Origin of the sequence: Bradyrhizobium sp. USDA 223, from assembly GCF_044909005.1 — a bacterium.
GTDB lineage: Bacteria > Pseudomonadota > Alphaproteobacteria > Rhizobiales > Xanthobacteraceae > Bradyrhizobium > Bradyrhizobium yuanmingense.
Genome location: NZ_JBIYDR010000001.1, coordinates 6907931 through 6930416 on the forward strand (window position 1 = coordinate 6907931; position 22486 = coordinate 6930416).

Below are 22486 nucleotides of genomic sequence, written 5' to 3' on the forward strand. Positions count from 1 at the left end.
CCGTGGCGCGGCCGCAACATGGGCTGTCGAATCTGGCCGAATCTCGGTCGCATCGGCGGATTCTCGAGCTCCCGTAGTTCTACTGCCCGTCTTCATCGCCTAAGTTCCCGCGGCGCCATTGGGGAGCGCCGCAGGTTGGGGGACGCGTGTTGAGGGCCTGGTTGCGATCGAGCGGGTGGGGTTGCCTGCTTCGGAGTGCCGCGGCCATGCGCACGGCATCCGGGGCGGGCCTCGTCTTCAGCGCGGTGTCTCTGGCCGGTCCCAGCCAGGCACAGCAGGTCTTCAACGGATCGCAGATCACGCCGAACGGCGCCGTCAACGGCGGAGGCGGCGTTTGGGACAACACCGCGACCAACTGGACGGACGCCTTCGGCGCGGTCAGCACCGCCTATGACCCCGCATCAGCCGGCACGCAATTCGGCAGCAGCGGTCCTTCGACACCGGCCACGGGCGGCACGGTGACGGTGACGCCGGTTGGCGTGCAACTCACCAGCCTGGTGGGGTTCGACATCACGGGCGACAGTTCGATCTACACCATCCAGGGCGGCGATCTCAGGCTGGCTCCGGGCGGCACCACCTTCATCACCGCGGACGTAACCGGCACCAGCGATCCGTCGGCCATGATCGCTTCGCGCATCGTCGGCAGCGGCGGCATCAACGTTCAGGGCTCGGGCACCCTGGCGCTGCTCGGGGCCAACACCTATGCCGGAGGCACATTCATCTGCAACTGCGGATCCCTGCAGCTCGGTGACGCGACGCATACCGCGAGCATCGTCGGCGCCGTCACCAATGAAGGCCTCTTCAGCGTCGTCAATGCCGACACGTCCGGGGTCACCTCGCTCCTGAACGCCTTCTCCGGGACGACGCTGTTTCGCAACGCCAGCTCCGCCAGCTCGATCGCCATCACCAACAACGGCCAGCTGTATTTCGGCGACCCGAACGGGGGCGGCTCCGACACCGCGACCGCCGGTCGGGCGACCATCGTCAACGACGGCGGCTTGATCGGCTTCTTCGCACGGACCAATGCCGGCACCGCCAGCATCACCAACCAGAACGGCGGCAGCACCGCATTCGTCGAACAGGCCTCGGCAGGCTCGGCGGCGATCGTGAACAAGGATTTCAGCGGGACCGTGTTCGGCACGCTGGCCGGCTCCGATACGGCGACCGCCGGCCATGCAACCATCATCAATGAAGCCGACGGTCTCACCAATTTCGGCGCGTTCACGACGGCCGGCGATGCGACGATCATCACAAAGGCAGGCGGCAAAACCGAGTTCTTCGACAATTCCACCGGCGGAAACGCCCGCTTCATCACCACCGGAACGGGCATCGTCGATTTCGGCGTCAGCGTCGGTCCGAACGGCGACGGCCGCATCACCGCGGGTTCGATCGAAGGCAGCGGTTTCTATTACATCGGCGGCGCCAATACCCTCGTCGTTGGCAGCAACAACCTCTCGACCGACGTCAGCGGCGTCATCGGCGATTACGATCCCTGCGGTTGCCGCCCGATCGGGCCGGGTTCGCTGGAAAAGGTCGGCAGCGGCACGCTGATCCTCTCGGGCACGAACACCTACACCGGCACCACTACGGTGAATGGCGGCATCCTGCGGGTCGATGGCGATATCTCCCAATCCAGCCTGACCACCGTCAATTCGGGCGGCGCGCTGTTCGGCGCCGGCATCGTCGGCAATACCGCGATCGCCAGCGGCGGCATCTATGCGCCGGGTGACGGGGGACCGGGCTCGAGCATGCAGGTTCAGGGCGATCTCGCCTTCCAGCCCGGCTCGGTTTACGTCGTGCAGGTCGGCAGCGGATCGAGCGCGAGCCATGCGCTCGTCAGCGGCAATGTGGCGCTGAACGGCACGGTCGGTGTCGCGCTGTATGCGGGCGCCGCCGTGATGAAGCACTACTCGATCATGCAGTTCCTCGGCACTTCCAGCGGCAATTTTTCCGGCGTTGCCGCGCCGGGCGGCCTCATCGGGACGACGAGTGTCGGATCGAACGAGGTCTTTCTCGATTTTGCGCTCGACTACGGCGCGAAGTACGCGCTCAACGTCAATCAGAAGAACGTCGCGACGACGCTTCAGGACTTCTTCAATGCCAACGGTTTCCTGCAAGCCGAATTCGCAGGCCTCGGGCCCAGCGGCCTGGCGCAGGCCTCCGGCGAGCCGGCGACCGGGGCGCAGCAGACCACCTTCAACGCGATGAACCTGTTTCTCGGCCTGCTGACCGATGTCTTCGACTCGGGACGCAGCGGCACGTCCGGTGCGACGCCGTTTGCCCCCGATGCTCAAGCGCGCGGCAAGAACGCGCGCGACGCGTTCGCCGCGATCAAGGCTCCGGCGGCGACCTTCGAGCAGCGCTGGGACGTGTGGGCGGCCGGCTATGGCGGCTCGCAGACCACCGACGGCAACGCCGGCCTCGGCTCGAACAACACCACCAGCAGCGTCTATGGCACCGCCGTGGGCCTCGACTACCGCTTATCGCCGTCGACGATTGCGGGCTTCTCCCTCGCAGGCGGCGGGACCGGATTCAACGTCAGCGGGCTCGGTTGGGGGCGCTCCGATCTGTTCCAGGCCGGCGCCTTCGTGCGTCATGCGGCCGGACCTGCCTATGTCACGGCGGCGCTCGCTTATGGCTGGCAGGACGTTACGACCAATCGCGTCGTGACGGCCGCGGGCTATGACCAGTTGCGGGCGCAGTTCAACGCCAACGCGGTCTCGGGCCGCATCGAGGGCGGCTATCGCTACGCCATGCAATGGGCCGGCGTCACGCCCTACGCCGCACTACAGGCCACCTTGTTTGGCCTTCCCTCCTACGCAGAGTCGGCCGTGGTCGGCAGCAACGTCTTCGCGCTCAGCTATGGTGCCAAGGACGTGACCAGCACCCGCTCCGAGCTCGGCCTGCGCGCGGACCGGTCCTTTGCCGCGGCCGGTGGCCTGATGACCCTGCGCGGCCGGCTCGCCTGGGCGCATGATTACAATCCGGACCGCACGGCCGCAGCCGTGTTCCAGACGCTGCCGGGTTCGGCCTTCGTCGTGAGCGGCGCCGCCCTGGCGCGCGATTCGGCGCTGACCACGGCATCGATGCAGATGAACTGGATGAACGGCTGGTCCGCATCGGCGACCTTCGAGGGCGAGTTCTCGAACGTCACGCGCTCCTATGCCGGCAAGGGTCTGGTGCGCTACGCGTGGTAGGCTAGAGAATGATCCGGAAAAGTGTGTAGCGGCTTTCCGAAAAGATCATGCTCAAACATAAGCTAAAGCGCGATGACGATTCATCCTAATCGCATCGCCCTTTAGCGTTGCTTCTGCTCCGTGGGCCGGCGCGGGGGCCGCGGCGGCGCCGGCGTGCCGCTCATTTTGTTGGCGGCCTCGCTGACGTCGAGCAGCGAGCGGCGAATGTCTTCGAGGTAGGATGCCGACTTCTTCTTCATGGTGCCGGCAAGCTCGTGCAGTCCCTGGATCTTCTCGAACAGCTCGTCGGCCTTGCCATCGACGAAGCCCGGCACCGCGCCCTCGATCTTGGCGACCGCCTTGTCGAAGCCCGCAAAGGCGCTATCGACCTTGGCCATGACCGAATCGATCTCGGCGCCCTTGCTCCTGAGGTCGGCGGTATAGGTCTCGAACGTGTGCAGGCCCTCCTTGATCCCTGGGGCGTTGTTCACGATGGTGCGGTCGACGCTGTGCAAGGTTTCGACGATGGTTTCGGCGTCGCTGAGATCGGCGGTCAGCACGGGAATCCCATCCGCGTCCAGCGGCACCGCCGGTGCAGAGGGGGCGCCGCCGATCAGCGAGATCGCGGCAATGCCGGTGAGGCCCTGGAACTCGATTCCGGCCACGGTGTCCTTGCGGATCGGTGCGGTGTTGTCGAGCATGACGAGCGCCACGATCCTGCGCGGACTCTCCAGCTTGATCGACTGGATCTGGCCGGCGGGCACCCCGTCGAAATTGACCGGCCCGCCGCGGCGCAGCCCGCTGGCGGAGCCGCCCTCGAACACCACGCGCAACTGGCTGCGGCTCTGGATGGTGCGCCATTTCTGCACGCCGAGCAGGCCGCCGAACGCCACGGCGATCGCCGCCAGCGTTGCCGTTCCGATCACAAGATTGCTCGCGCGTGCCATGTGGGGGGATTTTACGGCCAAAGCGGGGAAGTTGGAAGGAGCCCGCGATGCTACGTAGGGCGGGTTAGCGACGCGTAACCCGCCGCTTTCGCTCCGCAGCCATGTAATTTGGTGGATTACGCTGCGCTAATCCACCCTACGCTTCTCAATGCCCGGCCGCCCGCCTTGCGGCTGCATTGTTCAGCACAATCAGGGCATCGACGGCCACGCCAGTCCTGGTGTTGATCAGGAACGGGTTGATGTCGATCGAGGCGATACGATCGCCCGCATCCACAATCAGGTTGGATAGCCCGACCAGGGCCTTCACCGCCGAGGCCTCGTGCAAGACCGGCCTGCCGCGATAGCCGCGCATCTTGATGCCGGCCTTGGTGCGGCCGATCAGGAGCCGTGCTGCGGCTTCGTCCAGCGGCGCGCCGGCGAGCGCGACGTCCTTCATCAGCTCGATGTCGATGCCGCCGGTGCCGAACAGCACGACCGGCCCCATCTCGGCGTCGAGCGAGGCGCCGACCACCAGCTCGAGCTCGGCCTTGACCTGCTGCGCGATCAGGATGCCGTCGAGCTTCGGCTTGCCCTTGAGCTTCGCCACGCGCGCGGTGATGTCGGCGAACGCCTTCTTCACCTCGGCTGCGCTGTTGAGGTTCAGCACCACGCCGCCGATGTCGGACTTGTGCAGGATCTCCGCACTGACGAGCTTTGCCACGACCGGAAAGCCGATCTGCTTGGCAATTTTGACGGCGTCTGCCGCGGTCTGTGCGATCGCCTCCTTCGAGATCGGGATGCCGTAGGCCTTGAGCAGCTTCTTCGAGGCGACCTCGTCGAGCGCGGCGCCGGTCGCCGATGTCAACGTCTTCTCCAGCACGGCGCGCGCGGCGGGTTTCGAGCTCGAGACGATATCGGGCACCTCCTTGCGCAGCTTCGCATAGGCGAGCAGCGACTTGATTGCGGTCACCGCGCGGTCCATGCCCTGCATCACCGCGAGATGCGGCAGCGACTTCCGCAAATCCTTGGTGTACTCGGTGAAGCCGATCGACATCGCGCTGATGTAGATCACCGGCTTGCCCGCCTTGCTCGCCATCTCGTTGACGATACGCAAATTTCGCTCGCGCAGCTCGTGCGGCGCCTTCGGCAGTTCGGCATCGACGATGACGATGTCGATATCGGGGTCGTCGATCATCAGCTTGATCGATTTCATGTAGACGGAGGGATCGACCACCGCGGCAAAGCCGGCATCGAGCGGATTGCCGACGATCGAGCCGGGGCCGAGCATCTTCGCCAGCTCCGCGCTGACATGCGGGCTCAGCGGCGCGAAGTTCAGGCCTGCAGCGTAGAAGGCGTCGATCAGCATGCCGCGCTTGCCACCGGAGAGCGTCACCGCGGCGAGCCGGTCGCCTTTCGGAACGGCCGCGTGCACGAAGCACTCGGTGGTCTCGATCAGCTCGTCGAGGCCGCCGACCCGGATCACACCTTCGCGCGTCGCGATAGCGTCGAACGTCTCGATCGAGCCGGCGAGCGCGCCGGTATGCGCCATCGCCGCGGCGCGGCCGCCTTCGGAGGCGCCGAGCTTGAGCGCGATCACCGGCTTGCTCGCCGCGCGCGCCGCCTTGCAGGCATCGCGGAACGCCTTGGTGTTGCGCACCCCTTCGAGATAGACGACGATCACCTTGATGCTCGGATCCTCGGCGAAATAGCGCATCAGATCCGGCGTTTCGAGCCCGGCCTCGTTGCCCGTGGTCACCATGTAGCCGACACCGACGCCCCGGTCTTCCAGCGTCTGGCGGATCGCCATGACGATGGCACCGGATTGGCCGGCGATCGCCACCGCGCCCTGTTCCATAGTGACGATGCGATCGTCGATATTGGTGAAGAGCTTTTCGCCGGCGCTCAAATTGCCGAGGCAGTTCGGGCCGGTGACGGCGAGCCCCGTCTCGCGCACGGCCGCCTGCAGTTCGGCAGCGAGCTTCTGGCTTTCGTCATCCTGCAGCTCGCTGAAGCCGGAGGTGACGATGGTGGCCGAACGCGCGCCGGCTGCGGCGGCATCGCGGATCACCTGCACGGCAAAGCGCGCAGGCACCAGCACCAGGACGTGATCGGGCTTCTCCGGAAGGCTCGCAAAATCCTTGTAGCAGGGAACGCCCCAGATGGTGTCCCGCTTGGCGTTGACCGGATAGAGCCCGCCTTCGAAACCGTACTTGATCAGATTGTTCCAGATGCGCTCGGCATAGTTGCCGGGCTTGTCGGTCGCGCCCACCAGCACGACGTTATGCGGGTGCAGCATGGCATGGATGCCCTTGACGATGTCGCTGGCATCGGGTGGCGGAAACCATGGACGGGACGCGGACGCAGCAGACACATGGGCTTCCATGGCGTGACCTCACCTGTTGTTCTTATTGGTGTCGCGTCACTCTGTTCTATGGCGAGTCCTTTGGCAACTGTGTGGCTGGTATGCCGTGTGGTGGAATGAAGCGCGCACCGGTGCGTGTCAGTCCGATCGGCGATCTATCCGTCGGCGCCAATCAATGTCGCATGCAAGATGTAGCGCTCGGGTCCGGATGTGACTGCATCGAATGGCCAGCAGGTCGCGAGAACAAGCTCGAAACCCTGTGCCATGGGATCGATGCCGGATGCATCGAAGCGAACCACGGCCGAGGAATCCGCGCGATAGCGAAAGTGTCGACCGTCACTGCGCGTGACATCGATGACGTCGCCAATGGCAACATCCTTCAGGAAGCGGAAATGAGTGTCGCGATGGGCGGCATAGACGGCAATCCCGCGTTCGCCCGCATCAGCCGTGTGCTGGATATGGCCGGGCCCGAAAGCGAGCGCCTGCCCGCTCGCGCCTTCCAGCACGATGGCGCTGGCACCGATCCGCTTCACCTCGATCCGCGCGACCGGCCAGGTGTCGGCCCATGACCAGGGCTTTACCGCGACGCCCGTCGCCACACTCGTGTCGAAAGCGCGCTCCAGCAGCACCTGCGCCAGCCACGCCTTGGCGTGGATATAGGCGCCGTCGCCGAACAGGACGAGGCCGATCAGCGCCAGGATCAGCGGAGAGATGACGCGGGGCATTTTATCCACACTCGTCATTGCGAGCGAAGCGAAGCAATCCAGAGAGTCTTTCAGCAGAGGCAGCCTGGATTGCTTCGCTGCGCTCGCAATGATGGTGAGAAAAAAGGCGCGCGCGGCCGTTTGGAAGGGACGGGCAGCCGCGCGCGCTAACAGAGGAGTTCGGGGGGCTCCTCTCTCAAGCGGCGTCGGTGAGCAAGGTCCGACGCCGGTTGAACACGAACAGGATCAGGGCAAGCACGATCAGGATGAAGCCTGCGATCATCTTCAGCTCGGCCGAGGTCGCGGTTTTGGGCAGGCGGATCGCGTCGGGCGCAGCAGGCATCGGCCGTCGCGTCGCCGGCTGATTGCGCGCATCGGCATGGCGCTCGTGCAGCTGCGTTGGCGTCAGATGCGGCCGCTCGCCGAATACCTTCTCGAAGTCCCAGCCCGCGGGCAGGTTAATCGGCAGCTCGCTGAGCTTGAGCGGTTCGCCTTCGGGACGGCTTGGCGTCTTGTCGACCGCGACGAGGCTGGTCAGCCGCGTGACGATCTGATGGTCGAGCGCCAGCGCCAGGATCGCCTTGTCAGCTTCCTCCGGCGTCATCTCGCGCAGGGTGCGCGCGGCCTCCGCATCGGCGATCTTCCGCCTGGCCCAGAGCTTCGACAAGCCCTTGCCTTCGGCTGCGTTCTGCAGCGGCAGCGTCACCGACCACGGACGGTCGCCGACGCGGCCCTTGATATCGAGCGAGCCTGCGAGCTTGTCGAGCCTCGCCGCCAGCACCAGGGGCTCGTCGCGATAGACGTCGGGAATGATCGCCGGGGTGATGTCGGCCTGCGCTTCGGAGAACGTTGCGGTGAGGCCGGTCACGGCCGGATTCTCCAGCCTGGCGAACAGGCCGCGCATGCGCTCCTCCACCTGCTCGGTGGAGCCGATATGGGTGAAGGCGCCGCGGCCGAGCTCGGCGGCGCGGGTCATCAGATAGGTGTTGGGCGCGGACCCGATGCCGACCATGAAGACGCGCGAACGGCCGCGCATCGTCGTGATCGCATCGAACAATTGCTGCTCGTTGCCGATCGCGCCGTCGGTCAGGAACACGACCTGGCGGACCATGCCGGTGTCGCCGAGCCTGTCGGTCAGCGCCGCGCGCATCGCCGGCACCATCTCGGTGCCGCCGCGCGCCTGCAAGGCGCCGACGAAGAAGGTCGCCTCGCCGATATGCGTTGCATCGGCCGGTACGGAGGCCGGAAACAGCATGTCCATGGTGTCGTCGAAACGGATCACGTTGAAGCGGTCATTCGGCTGCAGGCGGCCGAGAGCGTAGAGCAGGCTTGCCTTGGCCTGCACGATGGACGTGCCGCCCATCGAGCCGGAATTGTCGATCACGAACACGACCTCGCGCGGCAGCAGCTTCTGCGCCGCCTGCTCGGCGCTCGGCGGGGTGACGAAGGCGAGCAGGTAATCGGCATCGCCAATGTGCTCGCGGAACAGGCCGACCGACGGTGCGTTCTCGGCAACCGGCTTCCAGGTCAGCTCGAAATCACGGTCGGCGGAAACGGCTCCATCGGCGAGCGTCACCACGCGCGTCATGTTATCAGGACTTTCCGTCTTGACGTTGTGATGGTGGCTCGTGACCTCGCCGAGCGCAAAGCCGGCCTGCAGGCGCACCGTGATGCTGGTCGGATTGACCGGCGCATGTTTGGCGGGATCCAGCACAGGGGGTGAGATGCGCTCGCGATCAGGCACCGGGTCCGACGTCGCCGCGCCCCAGCCCGAGCCATCCTTGCGGAATTCGACGCTCTGGATGATTGGTGCGGGATTGTAGCGCGGCCCGACCACGAGCGGCAGGCGCAACGAATATTCGTTGCCGACTTGACGCACCGGCTCCTGGTACTCGATCTGCACCAGCACGGTTTCGCCGGGACCGATATTGGCAACCGAGTTGGTGAAGATGTTCGGCCGCTCCTGCTCGGTGAGCGCGGCCTTCTGGCCGGCGCGGCGCGCCTCCTCGTAGATCACGCGCGCCTGCTGGCGTTCCTTGATGTCTCCGATGATGACGCGATCGCCGACCACCATCTTCAGCGTGTCGACGGCGCCGCCGGCTGCGAGCGGATAGACGTAGGTGGCCTCGACCCAATCCTTGGTCGGGTTGCGGAATGCTTGCGTGACGCGGGCGCGCAAGGTCGCGCCCGACACGGTGATGTCGATATCGGTCCCGAGGCGGATCGCCTCGAGGGTGGCGCCGTCCTCCTTCAGCAGCAGGCTGCCCGACCGTGCTTCGCCGGGCTGGAGCAGGCTGGCCTGTTCGGTCGTTGCCGACCAGCTCGCCCCGAAACTCACCAGCAGGGCCAGGAAGGCGACCAGCATCACGGCGATGCCTTGCGCCAGAAGGAACAGTCCGACCTTGATGAGGCGGCTCAACAGCGGGTGGTCGTCGCTATCGGCCGTGTCGTAGGCGTTCATTTGGCTTGCTCCGAAGCAGGTTTGCTGGTCCTCAGCATCCGCCCGCGGGGCGGCCTTTCGCGAGCAGAATGATCGGCAATGTTCCGCCGCGGCCGGCCCAGGCTCGCTTGAGCCGGGGCGGTCATGTGCGGTTTTGTGCTGGTTTGTCCGCCCTGCTAGAGTGACGGCCTGGAGCGGGGCTGACGATGCAGACGCAGGACAAACTCACCGACAAGCAGCTTTCCGACGAGCAGAGCCGCGAGATCGCCGAGACCATTCGCGAGGAGCTCGCCCGGCGCCGGATGTCGCGGCAGGCGCTGGCCGAGCAGGCCAAGCTCAGCCTTTCGACGCTGGAGAAGGTGCTCGGTGGTCGGCGGCCGTTCACGCTGGCGACGACGGTCCGGCTGGAGCAGGCGCTCGGCGTCTCCTTGCGCAAAAGTGTCGTCGTGTCGACGCCGCCGGCCGCAAACGACGTCGCGCCCGACAGCCTCGGCTCCTATGCCCACCGCGCGGTGACCTGGCTCGAGGACGTCTACATCACCCTGCGGCCGTCGTTCGGCGACAAGGACGCGATCTTCGCCTATCGCACCGAGATCGCCTGGGAGCCGAAGATCTCGTCGCTGGTCTTTCGCGAGGGCGAGCGGACCGATGCCGCCTACGAGCATACCGGCGAGGTCGCCGTCCCCCATCAGTCCGGCTTCATCTACCTCGTCATCATCAAGCACGGCCAGCACCGCGTGATCACGGTGTCGCGGCCGACGGTATCAGGCGAGATGTACGGCATCATCTCGACGCTGCGCGCAGGACCCGGCTCGCAGCTCACGCCGATCGCGGCGCCGATCGCCTATGTGCCGCTCCGGAATATCCCAAAACCTTCCTTGGGCCGGGTCGCGCCCGAGGATCCCAACCATGTCCTGTACCGACAGCACTTGCGCCGCACGGTGGAAGAGCCGTTTGCGCTGTTTCTGACGTTGTGACAGCAATCCGCTGGGGGGTGCGTTGCTGGCTTGCTCGAAGCGTCCGCGCCGATCAGCCACTCCGCGCAAGTGAGCGGCCGAGGTTCGAGCCATGGTGGCCGAGACGAATCCGGTCGAGGCAAGTCTCGCGATGAAGAGCCCGTTCTATACCGCCGAGCATGACGCGTTCCGCGACGTGATGCGGCGCTTCGTCGAGAAGGAGATCGCGCCGTTCGCCCATGACTGGGACGAAGCCGGCGAATTCCCGCGCGAGCTCTATCGCAAGGCGGCTGGAATCGGCCTGCTGGGACTTGGATTCCCGGAGGAATATGGCGGCATCGCCGCCGACCAGTTCATGAAGATCGTCGCGAGCCAGGAGCTTGCGCGTGCCGGCGCGGGCGGCGTCAGCGCCAGTCTGATGAGCCACACTATCGGCTCTCCCCCGATCGCGCGGGCCGCACGGGCCGAGGTGAAGGCACGCGTGCTGCCACAGGTGCTGGCCGGCGAGAAGATCTCCGCACTGGCGATCACCGAGCCGGGCGGCGGCTCGGATGTCGCGAACCTGCGCACCCGCGCGCGGCGCGACGGCGATCATTACGTCGTGAGCGGGGAGAAGACCTTCATCACGTCAGGGATGCGTGCCGATTACCTGACGGTTGCGGTGCGGACCGGCGGCGAGGGCGCCGGCGGCGTCAGCCTGCTCCTGATCGACGGCGATACGCCCGGACTGTCGCGCACCAAGCTGAAGAAGATGGGCTGGTGGGCCTCCGACACCGCGACGCTGCATTTCGACGCATGCCGCGTGCCAGCCGAGAACCTGATCGGCGAGGAGGGCCAGGGCTTCAAGATCATCATGCAGAACTTCAACAGCGAGCGCATGGGCATGGCCGCGAGCTGCACCGCTTTTGCCCGCGTCTGCCTCGACGAGGCGATCGCCTACGCCAGGGAGCGCCAGACCTTCGGCAAGCCGCTCGCACAGCACCAGGTCATCCGCCACAAGATCGTCGACATGGCGCAGAAGGTCGCGGCATCGCAAGCCATGCTGGAGATGCTGGCCTGGAGGCTCGAGCAGGGCGAGAGCCCGGTCGCCGAAATCTGCATGATGAAGAACCAGGCGACGCAGACCATGGCGTTCTGCGCCTCGGAAGCGGTGCAGATCTTCGGCGGCGCCGGCTTCATGCGCGGCATCAAGGCCGAGCGCATCTACCGCGAGGTCAAGGTCAACGCCATCGGCGGCGGCACCGAGGAGATCATGAAGGATCTGGCGTCGCGGCAGATGGGGTTGTGAGCCCGGTCATTCCGGGGCGTGCGCAACGCGCACGAACCCGGAATCCATCGGGCCGCACGTACCGTAGAAGAATGGATTCCGGGCTCGCGCTACGCGCGCCCCGGAATGACGAGAGGACAGAATGCTATTCACCGCCGACCACGACGACATCCGCCGCTCCCTGCAAAAATTCATCGCGGGCGAGATCAATCCGCACGTCGATGAGTGGGAGAAGGCCGACATCTTCCCCGCGCACGAGCTATTCAAGAAAATGGGCAGCCTCGGCTTCCTCGGCCTGAACAAGCCGGTGGAGTTCGGCGGCTCGGGCCTCGACTATTCCTACGCGTTGATGATGGCGGAGGAGCTGGGCGCCATCACCTGCGGCGGCGTGCCGATGGCGATCGGGGTGCAGACCGACATGGCAACGCCCGCGCTGGCGCGGTTCGGCTCCGACGAGGTGCGGCGCGAATTCCTCACCCCCTCGATCTCCGGTGACTACGTCGCCTGCATCGGCGTCTCCGAGCCCGGCGCAGGCTCGGACGTCGCCTCGATCAAGACCCAGGCGCGTTCCGACGGCGACGATTACGTCATCAATGGCGGCAAGATGTGGATCACAAACGGCACCCAGGCCGATTGGATCTGCCTGCTCGCCAAAACCGGCGACGGCCCCGTTCACCGCAACAAGTCGCTGATCTGCGTTCCCATGAAGAGCAAGGGCGTCACCGTCGCGCGAAAGCTCGACAAGATGGGCATGCGCTCCTCCGACACCGCGCAGATCTTCTTCGACAATGTCCGTGTGCCCAAGCGCAACCGGATCGGTGAGGAGGGCCAGGGTTTTACCTACCAGATGATCCAGTTCCAGGAGGAGCGCTTGTGGGGCGCGGCCGCCTGTCTGAAGGCGCACGAATACATCATCGACCAGACCATCGAATACACCCGCAACCGCAAAGCCTTCGGCAAGTCCATCCTCGACAACCAGGTCGTGCACTTCAAGCTCGCGGAGATGCAGACGGAGGTCGAGCTCCTGCGCGCGCTGATCTATCGCGCCGGCGAGCAGCTGGTCGCCGGCGAGGATGTGACGCGGCTCGCGACCATGGCCAAGCTGAAGGCCGGCCGGCTCGGCCGCGAGCTCACCGACGCCTGCTTGCAATATTGGGGCGGAATGGGCTTTACCAACGAGACACCGGTCAGCCGCGCCTATCGCGACAGCCGCCTGACCTCGATCGGCGGCGGCGCCGACGAGGTCATGCTGATGGTCCTGTGCAAGATGATGGGCACGCTGCCCGGCAGCAAAGGAAACGCCTGATGATCACGCTCTATCATTGCGACGCCGCGCGCTCGTTCCGTCCGCTCTGGATGCTGGAGGAGATGGGGCTGCCCTATGAATTGAAGATGCTGCCGTTCCCGCCGCGCGTCTTCGCCAAGGATTATCTCGCGCTCAATCCGCTCGGCACCATCCCCTTCATGATCGACGGCGAGACCAGGATGACGGAGTCCTCCGGCATCTGCCACTACCTCGGCATCACATACGGCCCGACGCCCTTGATGGTCGGCCCTGAAGATCCCGCCTACGGCATGTTCCTGAACTGGATGTACTTCAGCGACGCCACGTTAACCTTCCCGCAAACGCTGGTGCTGAGATACACCCAGCTTGAGCCGGAGGAGCGCCGCAACCCGCAGGTCGCCACCGATTACGCGAAATGGTTTCTGGGGAGACTGCGCGCGGTCGAGGCAGCGACCGCGAATGCCGAAACATTGTGCGCTGGCCGCTTCACCGCCGCTGACATTGTCATCGGCTACGCGCTTCGGCTCGCAAGCAATATCGGGCTTGCCAAGGATTTCGGGCCAAACGTCGCGGCCTATTGGGCGCGCCTGCAGCAGCGCGAGGGTTTCAAGCGCGCGGTTGCTGCGGAGCAAAAGGCCGGGCAAGAGCAGAATGTCGCGCCGAGGGTGAGGGCGTAAGGAGGGCTGTCATTCCGGGGCGCGGAAGCGCGATCCCGGAACCTCGGGATTCCCGGTTCGCGCTATTGCGCGTCCACGACGCGCCATGTCTTTTGACAGCGCTATCCTACCGTGACAGCGCCCAAATTTCCGCTAAGGTGACCACCGTCCGCAGCGGCCAGAGAGCCGCGCGAGGAGGAACCCAATGGAATATAACGGTCGCGAATCCGACCACCTGATGCTGATCACGCCGGAGCGGGTGTTTTATGCAGGCCTGCTCGGCCGTCCCCGCAAACGGACACCCGGCTGCTGCCATGTCTATGTCGCGGTGAAAGGCAATCTGCACCTGACCATCGACGACGTTCTCGCCACCGGCGAGTTGTTCGTCACCCTGCCGAACCAGCGGCACTCCATCGCCAGCGACTACCGCACCGTGATCAGCGTGACGCTGGAGCCGGAAAGCATGCCGGATGGCGTGATCGAAGCCTTGGCCGCGCGCCTCACCGGACCGGACCAGGCCGCTTATGTCCGCAAGATCCTCGCCGCCTACGCCTTGCTGCGTCAGCGCCGCTATGGCGACATCACCACGGCCGAGTTCGACGAGATGTGCTTCGGCGAGGCGCTCCCGCGCCGTGTGCTGGATCCGCGCGTGATGCGCGCCGTGGCCCGCATCGAGCGCTTCTCCGGCGAGCCGGTGACGGCAGATACCTGCGCCGCTGAAGCCGGCCTCTCGGCCTCGCGCTTCCTGCACCTGTTCAAGGAGGAGACCGGCATCTCGTTCCGCTCCTTCCGCGCCTGGAAGCGCGCCCGGTATCTGCTGCACTTCGCCAACCAAGACCTCAACCTCGCCCATCTGGCGCAGGACATCGGCTATCCCGATTCTACGCATTTCAGCCACTCGATCCGCCGCTTCTACGGATTGAAGCCGCGCGCGATCTTCGTCGGCTCGCGCGATCTTGCGATCTATCGCAGCAACGAGACCGTGCGGATGGCGGAGGCGAGCTAGGCACGCTCTCGTAGGGTGGGCAAAGCGTAGCGTGCCCACCATCTTTGCCAAACACCGACAGTGGTGGGCACGGCGCAAGGGCGCCTTTGTCCACCCTACGAAAGCTCGTCTCTTCCCAGCTTCTCCGCGCAAGAAGCCGCATGTCGCGCGTCACATGATCGCAAGCGTTGAATTCTCAACCTGCGAGACATCGAACGCATGAGCGACAAGGCCGTCATCACCTGCGCGCTGAACGGCGTGCTCACCGACCCCAGGCAGCACAACGTGCCCGTGACGCCCGAGCAGATGGCGCGCGAGGCCAAGGCTGCGTTCCAGGCCGGCGCGTCCATCATGCACATCCATCTGCGGCAGCAGGCGCCGGGCAAGGGACATCTGCCGTCCTGGGAGGTCGCGGTCAGCAAGGAGATCCAGCAGGCGATCCGCGAAGCCTGCCCGGGCGTGATCATAAACCACACCTCCGGCGTGTCGGGGCCGAACTATTCCGGCGCGCTCGACTGCATCCGCGAGACCAGGCCCGAGATCGCCGCCTGCAACGCCGGCTCGCTGAACTACCTGAAGGTGAAGGCTGACAACAGCTGGGCCTGGCCGCCGATGATGTTCGACAATTCGGTCGAGAAGGTGAAGGACTATCTCGACGTCATGAACGCGGTCGGCACCATCCCGGAGTTCGAATGCTTCGACGTCGGCATCGTCCGCTGCGTCGGCATGTACCACCAGGTCGGCATGTACAAGGGCCCGCTCGAATACAATTTCGTCATGGGCGTCGCCTCCGGCATGCCCGCAGATCCCGAACTGCTGCCGATCCTCTTGAAGCTGAAGCGCCCCGAAGCGCATTGGCAGGTCACCGCCATCGGCCGCGAGGAGATCTGGCCGCTGCACCAGCGCTGCGCCGAGCTCGGCGGCCATCTGCGCACCGGGCTCGAGGACACCTTCTATCTCGCCGACGGCAAGAAGGTGACGTCGAACGGCCAGCTGATCGAGGCCGTCGCCGCCTGCGCCAGGCGCGCCGGGCGCGAGATCGCAAGCCCCGCCGAGGCGCGGAAGATCTTTGGGACGAACAGGTAGTCACACACTCCGTCATTCCGGGATGGCCCGAAGGGCCAGGCCCGGAATCCATACTCCCGATCGTGGTTATGGATTCCGGGCTCGCGCTGCGCGCGCCCCGGAATGACGGGCAGGAGCACTAATGTCCACCATCGAAAACACCATCTCCCCCGGCAGCGCCGCCTACCAGGCCAACCGCGACGGCATGCTCGGCCTGATCGACCGCATGCGCGCGCTCGAAGAACGCACGCGCGCCGCATCGGCCGCGGCCAAGGACCGCTTCCACAAGCGCGGCCAATTGCTGCCGCGCGAGCGCGTCGCGCTGGTGCTCGATCCCGGCGCGCCCTTCATCGAGCTGTCGACGCTCGCGGGCTACATGTTCGACGTGCCTGATACGAGCAAGAGCGTCCCGGGCGGCGGCGTCATCGCCGGCATCGGCTTCGTCTCGGGCATCCGCTGCATGGTCAGCGCCAGCGATTCCGGCATCGACGCCGGTGCGTTGCAGCCTTACGGCCTCGACAAGACCTTGCGGGTGCAGGAGCTCGCGCTGGAGAACAAGCTGCCTTATGTGCAGCTGGTCGAAAGCGCCGGCGCCAATCTGCTGCGCTACCGCGTCGAGGATTTTGTTCGCGGCGGCAACATCTTTCGCAACCTGGCGCGGCTCTCGGCGGCGGGACTGCCGGTCGTCACCGTCACGCACGGTTCCTCCACCGCCGGCGGCGCCTATCAGACTGGGCTCTCCGACTACATCGTCATGGTCCGCGGCCGCACCCGCGCGTTCCTCGCGGGCCCCCCGCTGCTGAAAGCCGCGACCGGTGAGATCGCGACCGAGGAAGAACTCGGCGGCGCCGAGATGCACACGCAAGTGTCCGGCCTCGGCGATTACCTCGCCGAAGACGATCGCGACGCGTTGCGCATCGCGCGCGAGATCATGGCGGCGCTGCAATGGGAGCGGCCGGGCAAAGCCTCAGTGCAGTTCAAGCCGCCGCGCTACGACCAGGACGAACTGCTCGGCATCATGCCGATGGATCACAAGCGCCCGGTCGACATGAAGCAGGTGATCGCGCGCATTGTCGACGATTCCGATTTCACCGAGATGGCACCGAGTTACGGCCCGGCCACCGTCTGCGGCCATGCCCGCATCGAGGGACAGGCCATCGGCATCATCACCAATAACGGCCCGCTCGATCCGGCCGGGGCCAACAAGGCGACGCATTTCATCCAGGCCTGCTGCCAGACCCGCACGCCGATCCTCTATCTCAACAACACCACCGGCTACATGGTCGGCAAGGCCTATGAGGAAGCCGGCATGATCAAGCACGGCTCCAAGATGATCCAGGCGGTGACGTCGGCGACGGTGCCGCAGATCACCATCTATTGCGGCGCCTCGTTCGGGGCCGGCAATTACGGCATGTGCGGCCGCGGCTTCCATCCGCGCTTCTGCTTCTCCTGGCCGAACGCCAAGACCGCCGTGATGGGCGGCGAGCAGGCGGCCGAGACCATGGCGATCGTGACCGAGGCCGCCGCAGCTCGCCGCGGCAAGCCGATCGAGAAGGACAGGCTGGACGCCATGAAGGCTGAGATCATCGGTGTGTTCGACGGCCAGATGGACGTGTTCTCGACCAGCGCCCGCGTGCTCGACGACGGCGTGATCGATCCGCGCGACACCCGCGCGGTGCTGTCGGAGGTGCTCGCGATCTGCCGCGAGGGCGATGCACGCACGCCCCAGCGCATGCAGTTTTCGGTGGCCCGCCCATGAGGAACGGATCAGTGCAGCACCGGCCGTTCTTCAAGGTTTTGGTGGCCAACCGCGGCGAGATCGCGCTGCGCGTGATGCGCAGCGCACGAAAACTCGGCCTCGGCGTCGTCGCGGTCTATTCCGATGCGGATCGCGATGCGCTCCATGTGCGCGAGGCCGACCAGGCCGTGCGCATCGGTGAAGCCTTGCCGGCGCAGTCCTATCTCAACATTCCCGCGATCATCGAAGCGGCGAGGGCCAGCGGCGCGGATGCCGTTCACCCCGGCTATGGCTTCCTCGCTGAGAACGAGGCGTTTGCGCGCGCCTGCAAGGATGCCAGCCTCGTCTTCATCGGCCCGTCGCCGCAGGCGATCGAGGCGATGGGCAACAAGGCCGGCGCCAAGGAGATCATGAAGAAGGCCGGCGTGCCCATCGTGCCCGGCTATCAGGGCACTGAGCAGGGCGACGAGGTCATGCTCGCCGAAGCCGGGAAGATCGGCTTCCCCGTGATGATCAAGGCGGTCGCCGGCGGCGGTGGCCGCGGCATGCGGCTCGTCACCGACGCGGCGTCCTTCACCGATGCGCTGCGCAGCGCGCGCTCGGAAGCGAAGGCCGCGTTCGGCGATGCCACCGTCATCCTCGAGCGGGCGATCCAGAATCCGCGGCATATCGAGATCCAGGTGTTTGGCGACAGCCACGGCAATGCCATCCATCTCGGCGAGCGCGACTGCTCGGTGCAGCGGCGGCACCAGAAGCTGATCGAGGAGGCGCCGTCGCCGGCGGTCACGCCGGAGCTGCGCGCGAAGATGGGCGAGGTCGCGGCGTCAGCGGTCAAGGCGCTGCGCTATGAGGGCGCCGGCACGCTGGAATTCCTGCTCGATCCAAGCGGCGCGTTCTACTTCATGGAGATGAACACGCGGCTGCAGGTCGAGCATCCCGTCACAGAGGCGATCACCGGGCTCGATCTCGTCGAGCTCCAATTGCGCATCGCGCGCGGCGAGCCGCTGCAGATCAAGCAGCAGGACATCAAGTACTCCGGCCACGCCATCGAGGTGCGGCTCTGCTCGGAAGATGCCGCGCGGGATTTCATGCCGCAGTCGGGTCGCATGGCACGCTGGCAGGTGCCTGAAAGCATCCGCGTCGAGCACGCGTTGCAAACGGGCTCGGAGATTCCGCCGTTCTACGATTCCATGATCGCCAAGGTGATCAGCCACGGCGCCAATCGCGAGGAGGCGAGGGGACGGCTCATCGTTGGCCTCGAGCAGCTCACCGCGTTCGGCGTGACGACCAATCAGGCGTTCCTGTTGTCGTGCCTGCGTCATCCCGGCTTTGCCAAGGGTGAGGCGACGACGGCTTTCATCGGCGCCCATCGCGACGAGCTGTTGGCGCCGCGGGCGGATGCCGCGTTCGATACCGCGCTGGCGGGCCTGCTGCTCTACGTCACCAATCCGCGCGCGCCATCGTGGCAGGGCGGACGGAGCCTTGCCGTCACCTTTCCGCTGCCGGCGAAAATCGACATCGGCGGCGATGCGCACGAGCTCGACATTACGCGCGAACGCGACGGCAGCTACACGGTCGCCGCCGAAGGACGCCAGGAAAAGTTCGAGATCGACCAACTCGATCCCGAGGCCATTCGCTTCCGGCACGCCGGCGTGATGGACAGCGCAAAATTCCTGCGGGATGGCGAACGGCTGTACGTCCAGCACCGCGGCATCCCGCTCGCGGTCACCGACCTCACCCTCGCCGCACCGCAGGCGGCCGCAAGCAATGGCGGCGACGGCAAGGTTCGCGCCGCCATGAACGGCCGCGTGGTCGCCGTCCTCGTCAAGCCCGGCGACCGCGTCACCGCCGGCCAGCCGGTGCTGACGCTGGAAGCGATGAAGATGGAGCATGTCCACAAGGCCGGCATCGACGGCGTGGTTAGCGCGATCGACGTCGCCGAAGGCGATCAGGTCACGACGGGCCGCATCGTCGCGGAGATCGGGGCGGGTTAGCGCCACAAACGCGGTCTCGTAGGGTGGCAAAGGCGTGCAGGGCCGTGCCTAGGAATGTCGATCGCAAGCGGGATCGTGGGCACGCTTCGCTTTGCCCACCCTACGGCTGTGGCAGCCGCTCACGTTCCGAAAATGAAGTAATTTCAATATCTTGATTGTCGCGTAAACCTCACGGCCTTTCTCATTGAACATAGTTCATTTTCAAGCTAACAATATTGAACGATGTTCACTTCTGGAGATGTTCATGCTGCGCGCGCGCGACCAAGCTCAACCGGCCAATGCACTGGTCCCGCCAGTCATTCGCCGACTCTCGTACGCCCCACTCCAAACCGGCGAGAAATATCTTATCGGTGCCCTCCTCGTCCTGACGCTCACCGCGCTTCTGGCGCCCGCATTGCCCGCCGCTGCCTGGCACATCCCGCATTTCGTCGACGACCGCGCCTGGCTCGGCGTGCCCAACGCCGGCGATGTGCTGAGCAATCTCGCCTTTCTCGCGATGGGCGTGTGGGGGGCGGAGCGGCTGCGCGCCCGCTATGATGCGCCGGTGGGTGCGAGCTGGTTCTTCGTGGGGTTGATCCTCACTTGCCTCGGCTCGGGCTTCTATCATCTCGACCCCGATGCGCCGCAACGGCTCGTCGCCGATCGTCTCGGCATGGCGGTCGCGTTCGCAGGATTTCTGGGCATCGCGGCCAGCGAGCGGATCAGCACGCGCGCAGGCGAGGCGGTGCTGGTGCTGACGATGATCGCGGGCCTGCTGGCGGCCTGGGTGGCACGCGAGAATCTCACGCCATGGGTGGTCGTGCAGTTCGGCGGCATGGCGCTGGCCATGGGCCTGGCGTTCACACGCCCGCGGCCCGGCGCACTTGGCGTGCCGCTCGGCGGCGTGATCGTCTTCTATGTGCTGGCCAAGCTGTTCGAACTCGGCGACGTGACCGTGTTCGAAGCGACGGGGCATATCGTCTCCGGCCATACGCTCAAGCATCTGGCTGCGGCACTGGCGGCGTGGCCGGTGATCCGGGCGCTGGGATCTAGGCCGGGTACTCATTGAGCGGCTGGCCGCCGCTTGATGTCCCCTGCGTAGGGCGGCGCCGCAGGGCGCGCGGCGCGCCGATATGTGCTAAGCTTCTCTGGCCGGTTGAGCATCGGGAGAGGATTGTGACGCGACGCGAGTTCATCGCGCTCGTCAGCAGCGCGGCGGCAGTCCGACCGCTCGGCGCGCGTGCAGAGCGCCCGCCAGAACGTGTCCTCTATTACACATACTCGGCCGGCTATCGGCACGACGTCATACCACTTTCCGAAGCAATCCTGACGCAGCTTGGAAGGAATTCCGGTGCCTTTGAGGTCATCGCAACCGAAGACTTGTCTGAATTTTCGACCGGAAACCTCGAGCGGTACGCCGCTGTGATGTTCTACACAAGCGGTGAAATTCCGATGAGCGGCGCCCAGAAGATGGCACTTCTCAACTTTGTGCGTTCGGGCCGTGGCTTTCTCGGCGTTCACTCGGCCACGGACACATTCTACACTTGGCCAGACTATCTCGATCTGATCGGCGGCTACTTCAACGGTCATCCCTGGCATCAGGGTGTGACAATCGAGGTTGCTGATGTTGCAGATCCACTGGTGGCGTTTCTGGGGAATTCGTTGCAGTTGAACGATGAAATCTACCAGATCAGCGACTTCGACTATCGCCGATCACGCGTGCTCCTGCGCCTCGATCAAAGTTCGGTGGACCTCAATAAGGCCGGTGTGCATCAACGCTTCTATGGTTGGCCGCTCGCCTGGAAACGATTTTACGGCGAGGGGCGAGTATTCTATTCGGCGCTTGGCCACGAGGCGTCGGTCTGGCAGGACCCGCGCTGCCAGAAAATCCTGACTAACGCTATCCTCTGGTCTACGAGACGGTCGGCCTAGTGCAACCGGATTGCTATGCCGCTTGTGCCTTTCCTGCAGGCAAATATTGTGACGGCTATCGAGAATCCGCGCCAACAGCGGCCCAGTTGGCAATCAGTTCTTACAAGGCCGATCAATCGTCTACGCCAAAGTCCGTCAATCTCCAGCCGGATTCATCCTTGGCGAACGAGTAGATGATCGAGTCGCAAAAGGCAGAGTAGGTAACCACCCCCTTGGGAGATGTGTCCTTGACAGGCTTCTGCTTGGCAAGACACGCCCGGTGCGCAGGTCTGAAAGCACCCTTCCAGATCACAGGAAACTCCGCCGCTCGCCGCAGATCCTGGTAGAGGACAGGATATTTAATCATGTCCGATACGGCCTTCTGGTCGCTCTTGCCGACTGCAGCTTTGAACTGCGTCCAGAACGTTGCGAAACCGTCATCGCTCCCTGCCGCAAGCCCCGGTCCCGCTGATGTCAGCAAACCAGCTACAAACAGCGTCCCGCCGATGACCGGTCCCATCCAATTCATTCTAATCTCTCCAGCGTCCACGATCGGCACTTGAGACCAGCCGGGACCTCGCGACATCTGTCGCAGGAGAGAACTTGTAGGTTCACAAGGAGAGGCCGCCTGCCCGGAGTCATTGCGGAAGCGTTCTTAGGAGGCCGCGACGGGTTGCTGCCTGCATTCACCCTCGTTGTTTCTCTTCAGCGCTTTTTCCATCGGAGCTTTTAGAACGCTCTTCGAAACGATCAGCGCCCTTGGCCAGATCATGCCCTATCTTGCTCTCGTTTTTCGCTTCGTCTTCGGAAGCCGCTTCGTGCAAACCTTCAGCGGCCTGTTCCCCCGCTTTTGATGATTTTGGTTCGTGAGCCATTTGTGAAACCCTCCTGATAAAGGGGCTTTCCAGGAAACTTGCTGGTCTAGCCAGCTTGACGAACCACTTTCCAATCGGATCGCCTGGGCATTGTTCCAAGTCCCATTGAGGCTCTTGGTCGCCGCGTAAACGCCAAGCAGTACAGGCTAACACCAGCGGGAAAGAAC

At 65.0% G+C, this 22486-nt stretch carries 17 protein-coding genes; 11 read left to right on the forward strand and 6 right to left on the reverse strand.

Annotated elements, in window-relative coordinates:
* Positions 1 to 206 precede the first annotated feature (206 nt).
* Positions 207 to 3197: an autotransporter domain-containing protein gene (locus ABIA40_RS32150; RefSeq protein ID WP_404545265.1), complete on the forward strand. Its 2991-nt coding sequence runs from the start codon at positions 207 to 209 to the stop codon at positions 3195 to 3197.
* 101 nt (positions 3198 to 3298) lie between these two features.
* Here the strand turns inward: ABIA40_RS32150 and ABIA40_RS32155 are convergent, their stop codons facing one another.
* The 4 genes from ABIA40_RS32155 to ABIA40_RS32170 all read right to left on the reverse strand — a co-directional run bounded on the left by ABIA40_RS32155 (position 3299) and on the right by ABIA40_RS32170 (position 9629).
* Positions 3299 to 4123 carry an MlaD family protein gene (locus tag ABIA40_RS32155; protein ID WP_404545268.1) on the reverse strand — a complete coding sequence of 275 codons (825 nt, stop codon included), beginning with the start codon at positions 4121 to 4123 and terminating at the stop codon, positions 3299 to 3301.
* A gap of 145 nt (positions 4124 to 4268) precedes the next feature.
* On the reverse strand, positions 4269 to 6485 hold the full coding sequence (locus ABIA40_RS32160; protein WP_404545269.1) for an acetate--CoA ligase family protein: 2217 nt from the start codon (positions 6483 to 6485) through the stop codon (positions 4269 to 4271).
* A 134-nt stretch (positions 6486 to 6619) separates the two neighbouring features.
* Entirely contained in the window at positions 6620 to 7189 is a 570-nt protein-coding gene (locus tag ABIA40_RS32165; RefSeq protein ID WP_271541788.1) for a class GN sortase, read from the reverse strand.
* 175 nt (positions 7190 to 7364) lie between these two features.
* The gene (locus ABIA40_RS32170; protein WP_404545271.1) at positions 7365 to 9629 is read right to left on the reverse strand and encodes a marine proteobacterial sortase target protein; all 2265 of its coding nucleotides are present in this window, start codon (positions 9627 to 9629) and stop codon (positions 7365 to 7367) included.
* A 185-nt stretch (positions 9630 to 9814) separates the two neighbouring features.
* Here ABIA40_RS32170 and ABIA40_RS32175 point away from each other — a divergent pair, with 185 nt between their 5' ends.
* The 10 genes from ABIA40_RS32175 to ABIA40_RS32220 all read left to right on the forward strand — a co-directional run bounded on the left by ABIA40_RS32175 (position 9815) and on the right by ABIA40_RS32220 (position 21465).
* The gene (locus ABIA40_RS32175) at positions 9815 to 10585 is read left to right on the forward strand and encodes a helix-turn-helix transcriptional regulator (RefSeq protein WP_271541792.1); all 771 of its coding nucleotides are present in this window, start codon (positions 9815 to 9817) and stop codon (positions 10583 to 10585) included.
* 130 nt (positions 10586 to 10715) lie between these two features.
* A complete protein-coding gene (locus ABIA40_RS32180; RefSeq protein ID WP_404546411.1) occupies positions 10716 to 11852 on the forward strand; it encodes an acyl-CoA dehydrogenase family protein in 1137 nt (378 codons plus the stop codon).
* 121 nt (positions 11853 to 11973) lie between these two features.
* Positions 11974 to 13137 (forward strand): acyl-CoA dehydrogenase family protein, encoded by a 1164-nt coding sequence (locus tag ABIA40_RS32185; protein ID WP_404545273.1) that lies wholly within the window; start codon positions 11974 to 11976, stop codon positions 13135 to 13137.
* Positions 13137 to 13793, forward strand: coding sequence for a glutathione S-transferase family protein (locus tag ABIA40_RS32190; protein WP_404545276.1), 657 nt, complete (start codon positions 13137 to 13139; stop codon positions 13791 to 13793). The genes ABIA40_RS32185 and ABIA40_RS32190 overlap by 1 nt, the downstream gene beginning before the upstream one ends.
* Before the next feature lie 184 nt (positions 13794 to 13977).
* Positions 13978 to 14778, forward strand: coding sequence for a helix-turn-helix domain-containing protein (locus ABIA40_RS32195; RefSeq protein ID WP_404545277.1), 801 nt, complete (start codon positions 13978 to 13980; stop codon positions 14776 to 14778).
* A 198-nt stretch (positions 14779 to 14976) separates the two neighbouring features.
* A complete protein-coding gene (locus tag ABIA40_RS32200) occupies positions 14977 to 15843 on the forward strand; it encodes a 3-keto-5-aminohexanoate cleavage protein (RefSeq protein WP_404545280.1) in 867 nt (288 codons plus the stop codon).
* A gap of 121 nt (positions 15844 to 15964) precedes the next feature.
* On the forward strand, positions 15965 to 17581 hold the full coding sequence (locus ABIA40_RS32205) for an acyl-CoA carboxylase subunit beta (protein ID WP_404545283.1): 1617 nt from the start codon (positions 15965 to 15967) through the stop codon (positions 17579 to 17581).
* The gene (locus tag ABIA40_RS32210) at positions 17578 to 19554 is read left to right on the forward strand and encodes an acetyl-CoA carboxylase biotin carboxylase subunit (protein WP_404545285.1); all 1977 of its coding nucleotides are present in this window, start codon (positions 17578 to 17580) and stop codon (positions 19552 to 19554) included. Before ABIA40_RS32205 ends, ABIA40_RS32210 begins: the two co-directional genes overlap by 4 nt.
* A 244-nt stretch (positions 19555 to 19798) precedes the next feature.
* Positions 19799 to 20602: a hypothetical protein gene (locus ABIA40_RS32215; protein ID WP_404545288.1), complete on the forward strand. Its 804-nt coding sequence runs from the start codon at positions 19799 to 19801 to the stop codon at positions 20600 to 20602.
* 107 nt (positions 20603 to 20709) lie between these two features.
* Positions 20710 to 21465, forward strand: coding sequence for a ThuA domain-containing protein (locus ABIA40_RS32220; RefSeq protein ID WP_271541808.1), 756 nt, complete (start codon positions 20710 to 20712; stop codon positions 21463 to 21465).
* A gap of 112 nt (positions 21466 to 21577) precedes the next feature.
* Here ABIA40_RS32220 and ABIA40_RS32225 read toward each other — a convergent pair whose 3' ends face one another.
* Entirely contained in the window at positions 21578 to 21973 is a 396-nt protein-coding gene (locus tag ABIA40_RS32225) for a hypothetical protein (RefSeq protein WP_404545291.1), read from the reverse strand.
* A gap of 157 nt (positions 21974 to 22130) precedes the next feature.
* Positions 22131 to 22319, reverse strand: a complete 189-nt coding sequence (locus ABIA40_RS32230; protein ID WP_260375729.1) for a hypothetical protein — start codon at positions 22317 to 22319, stop codon at positions 22131 to 22133.
* Positions 22320 to 22486: the final 167 nt, after the last annotated feature.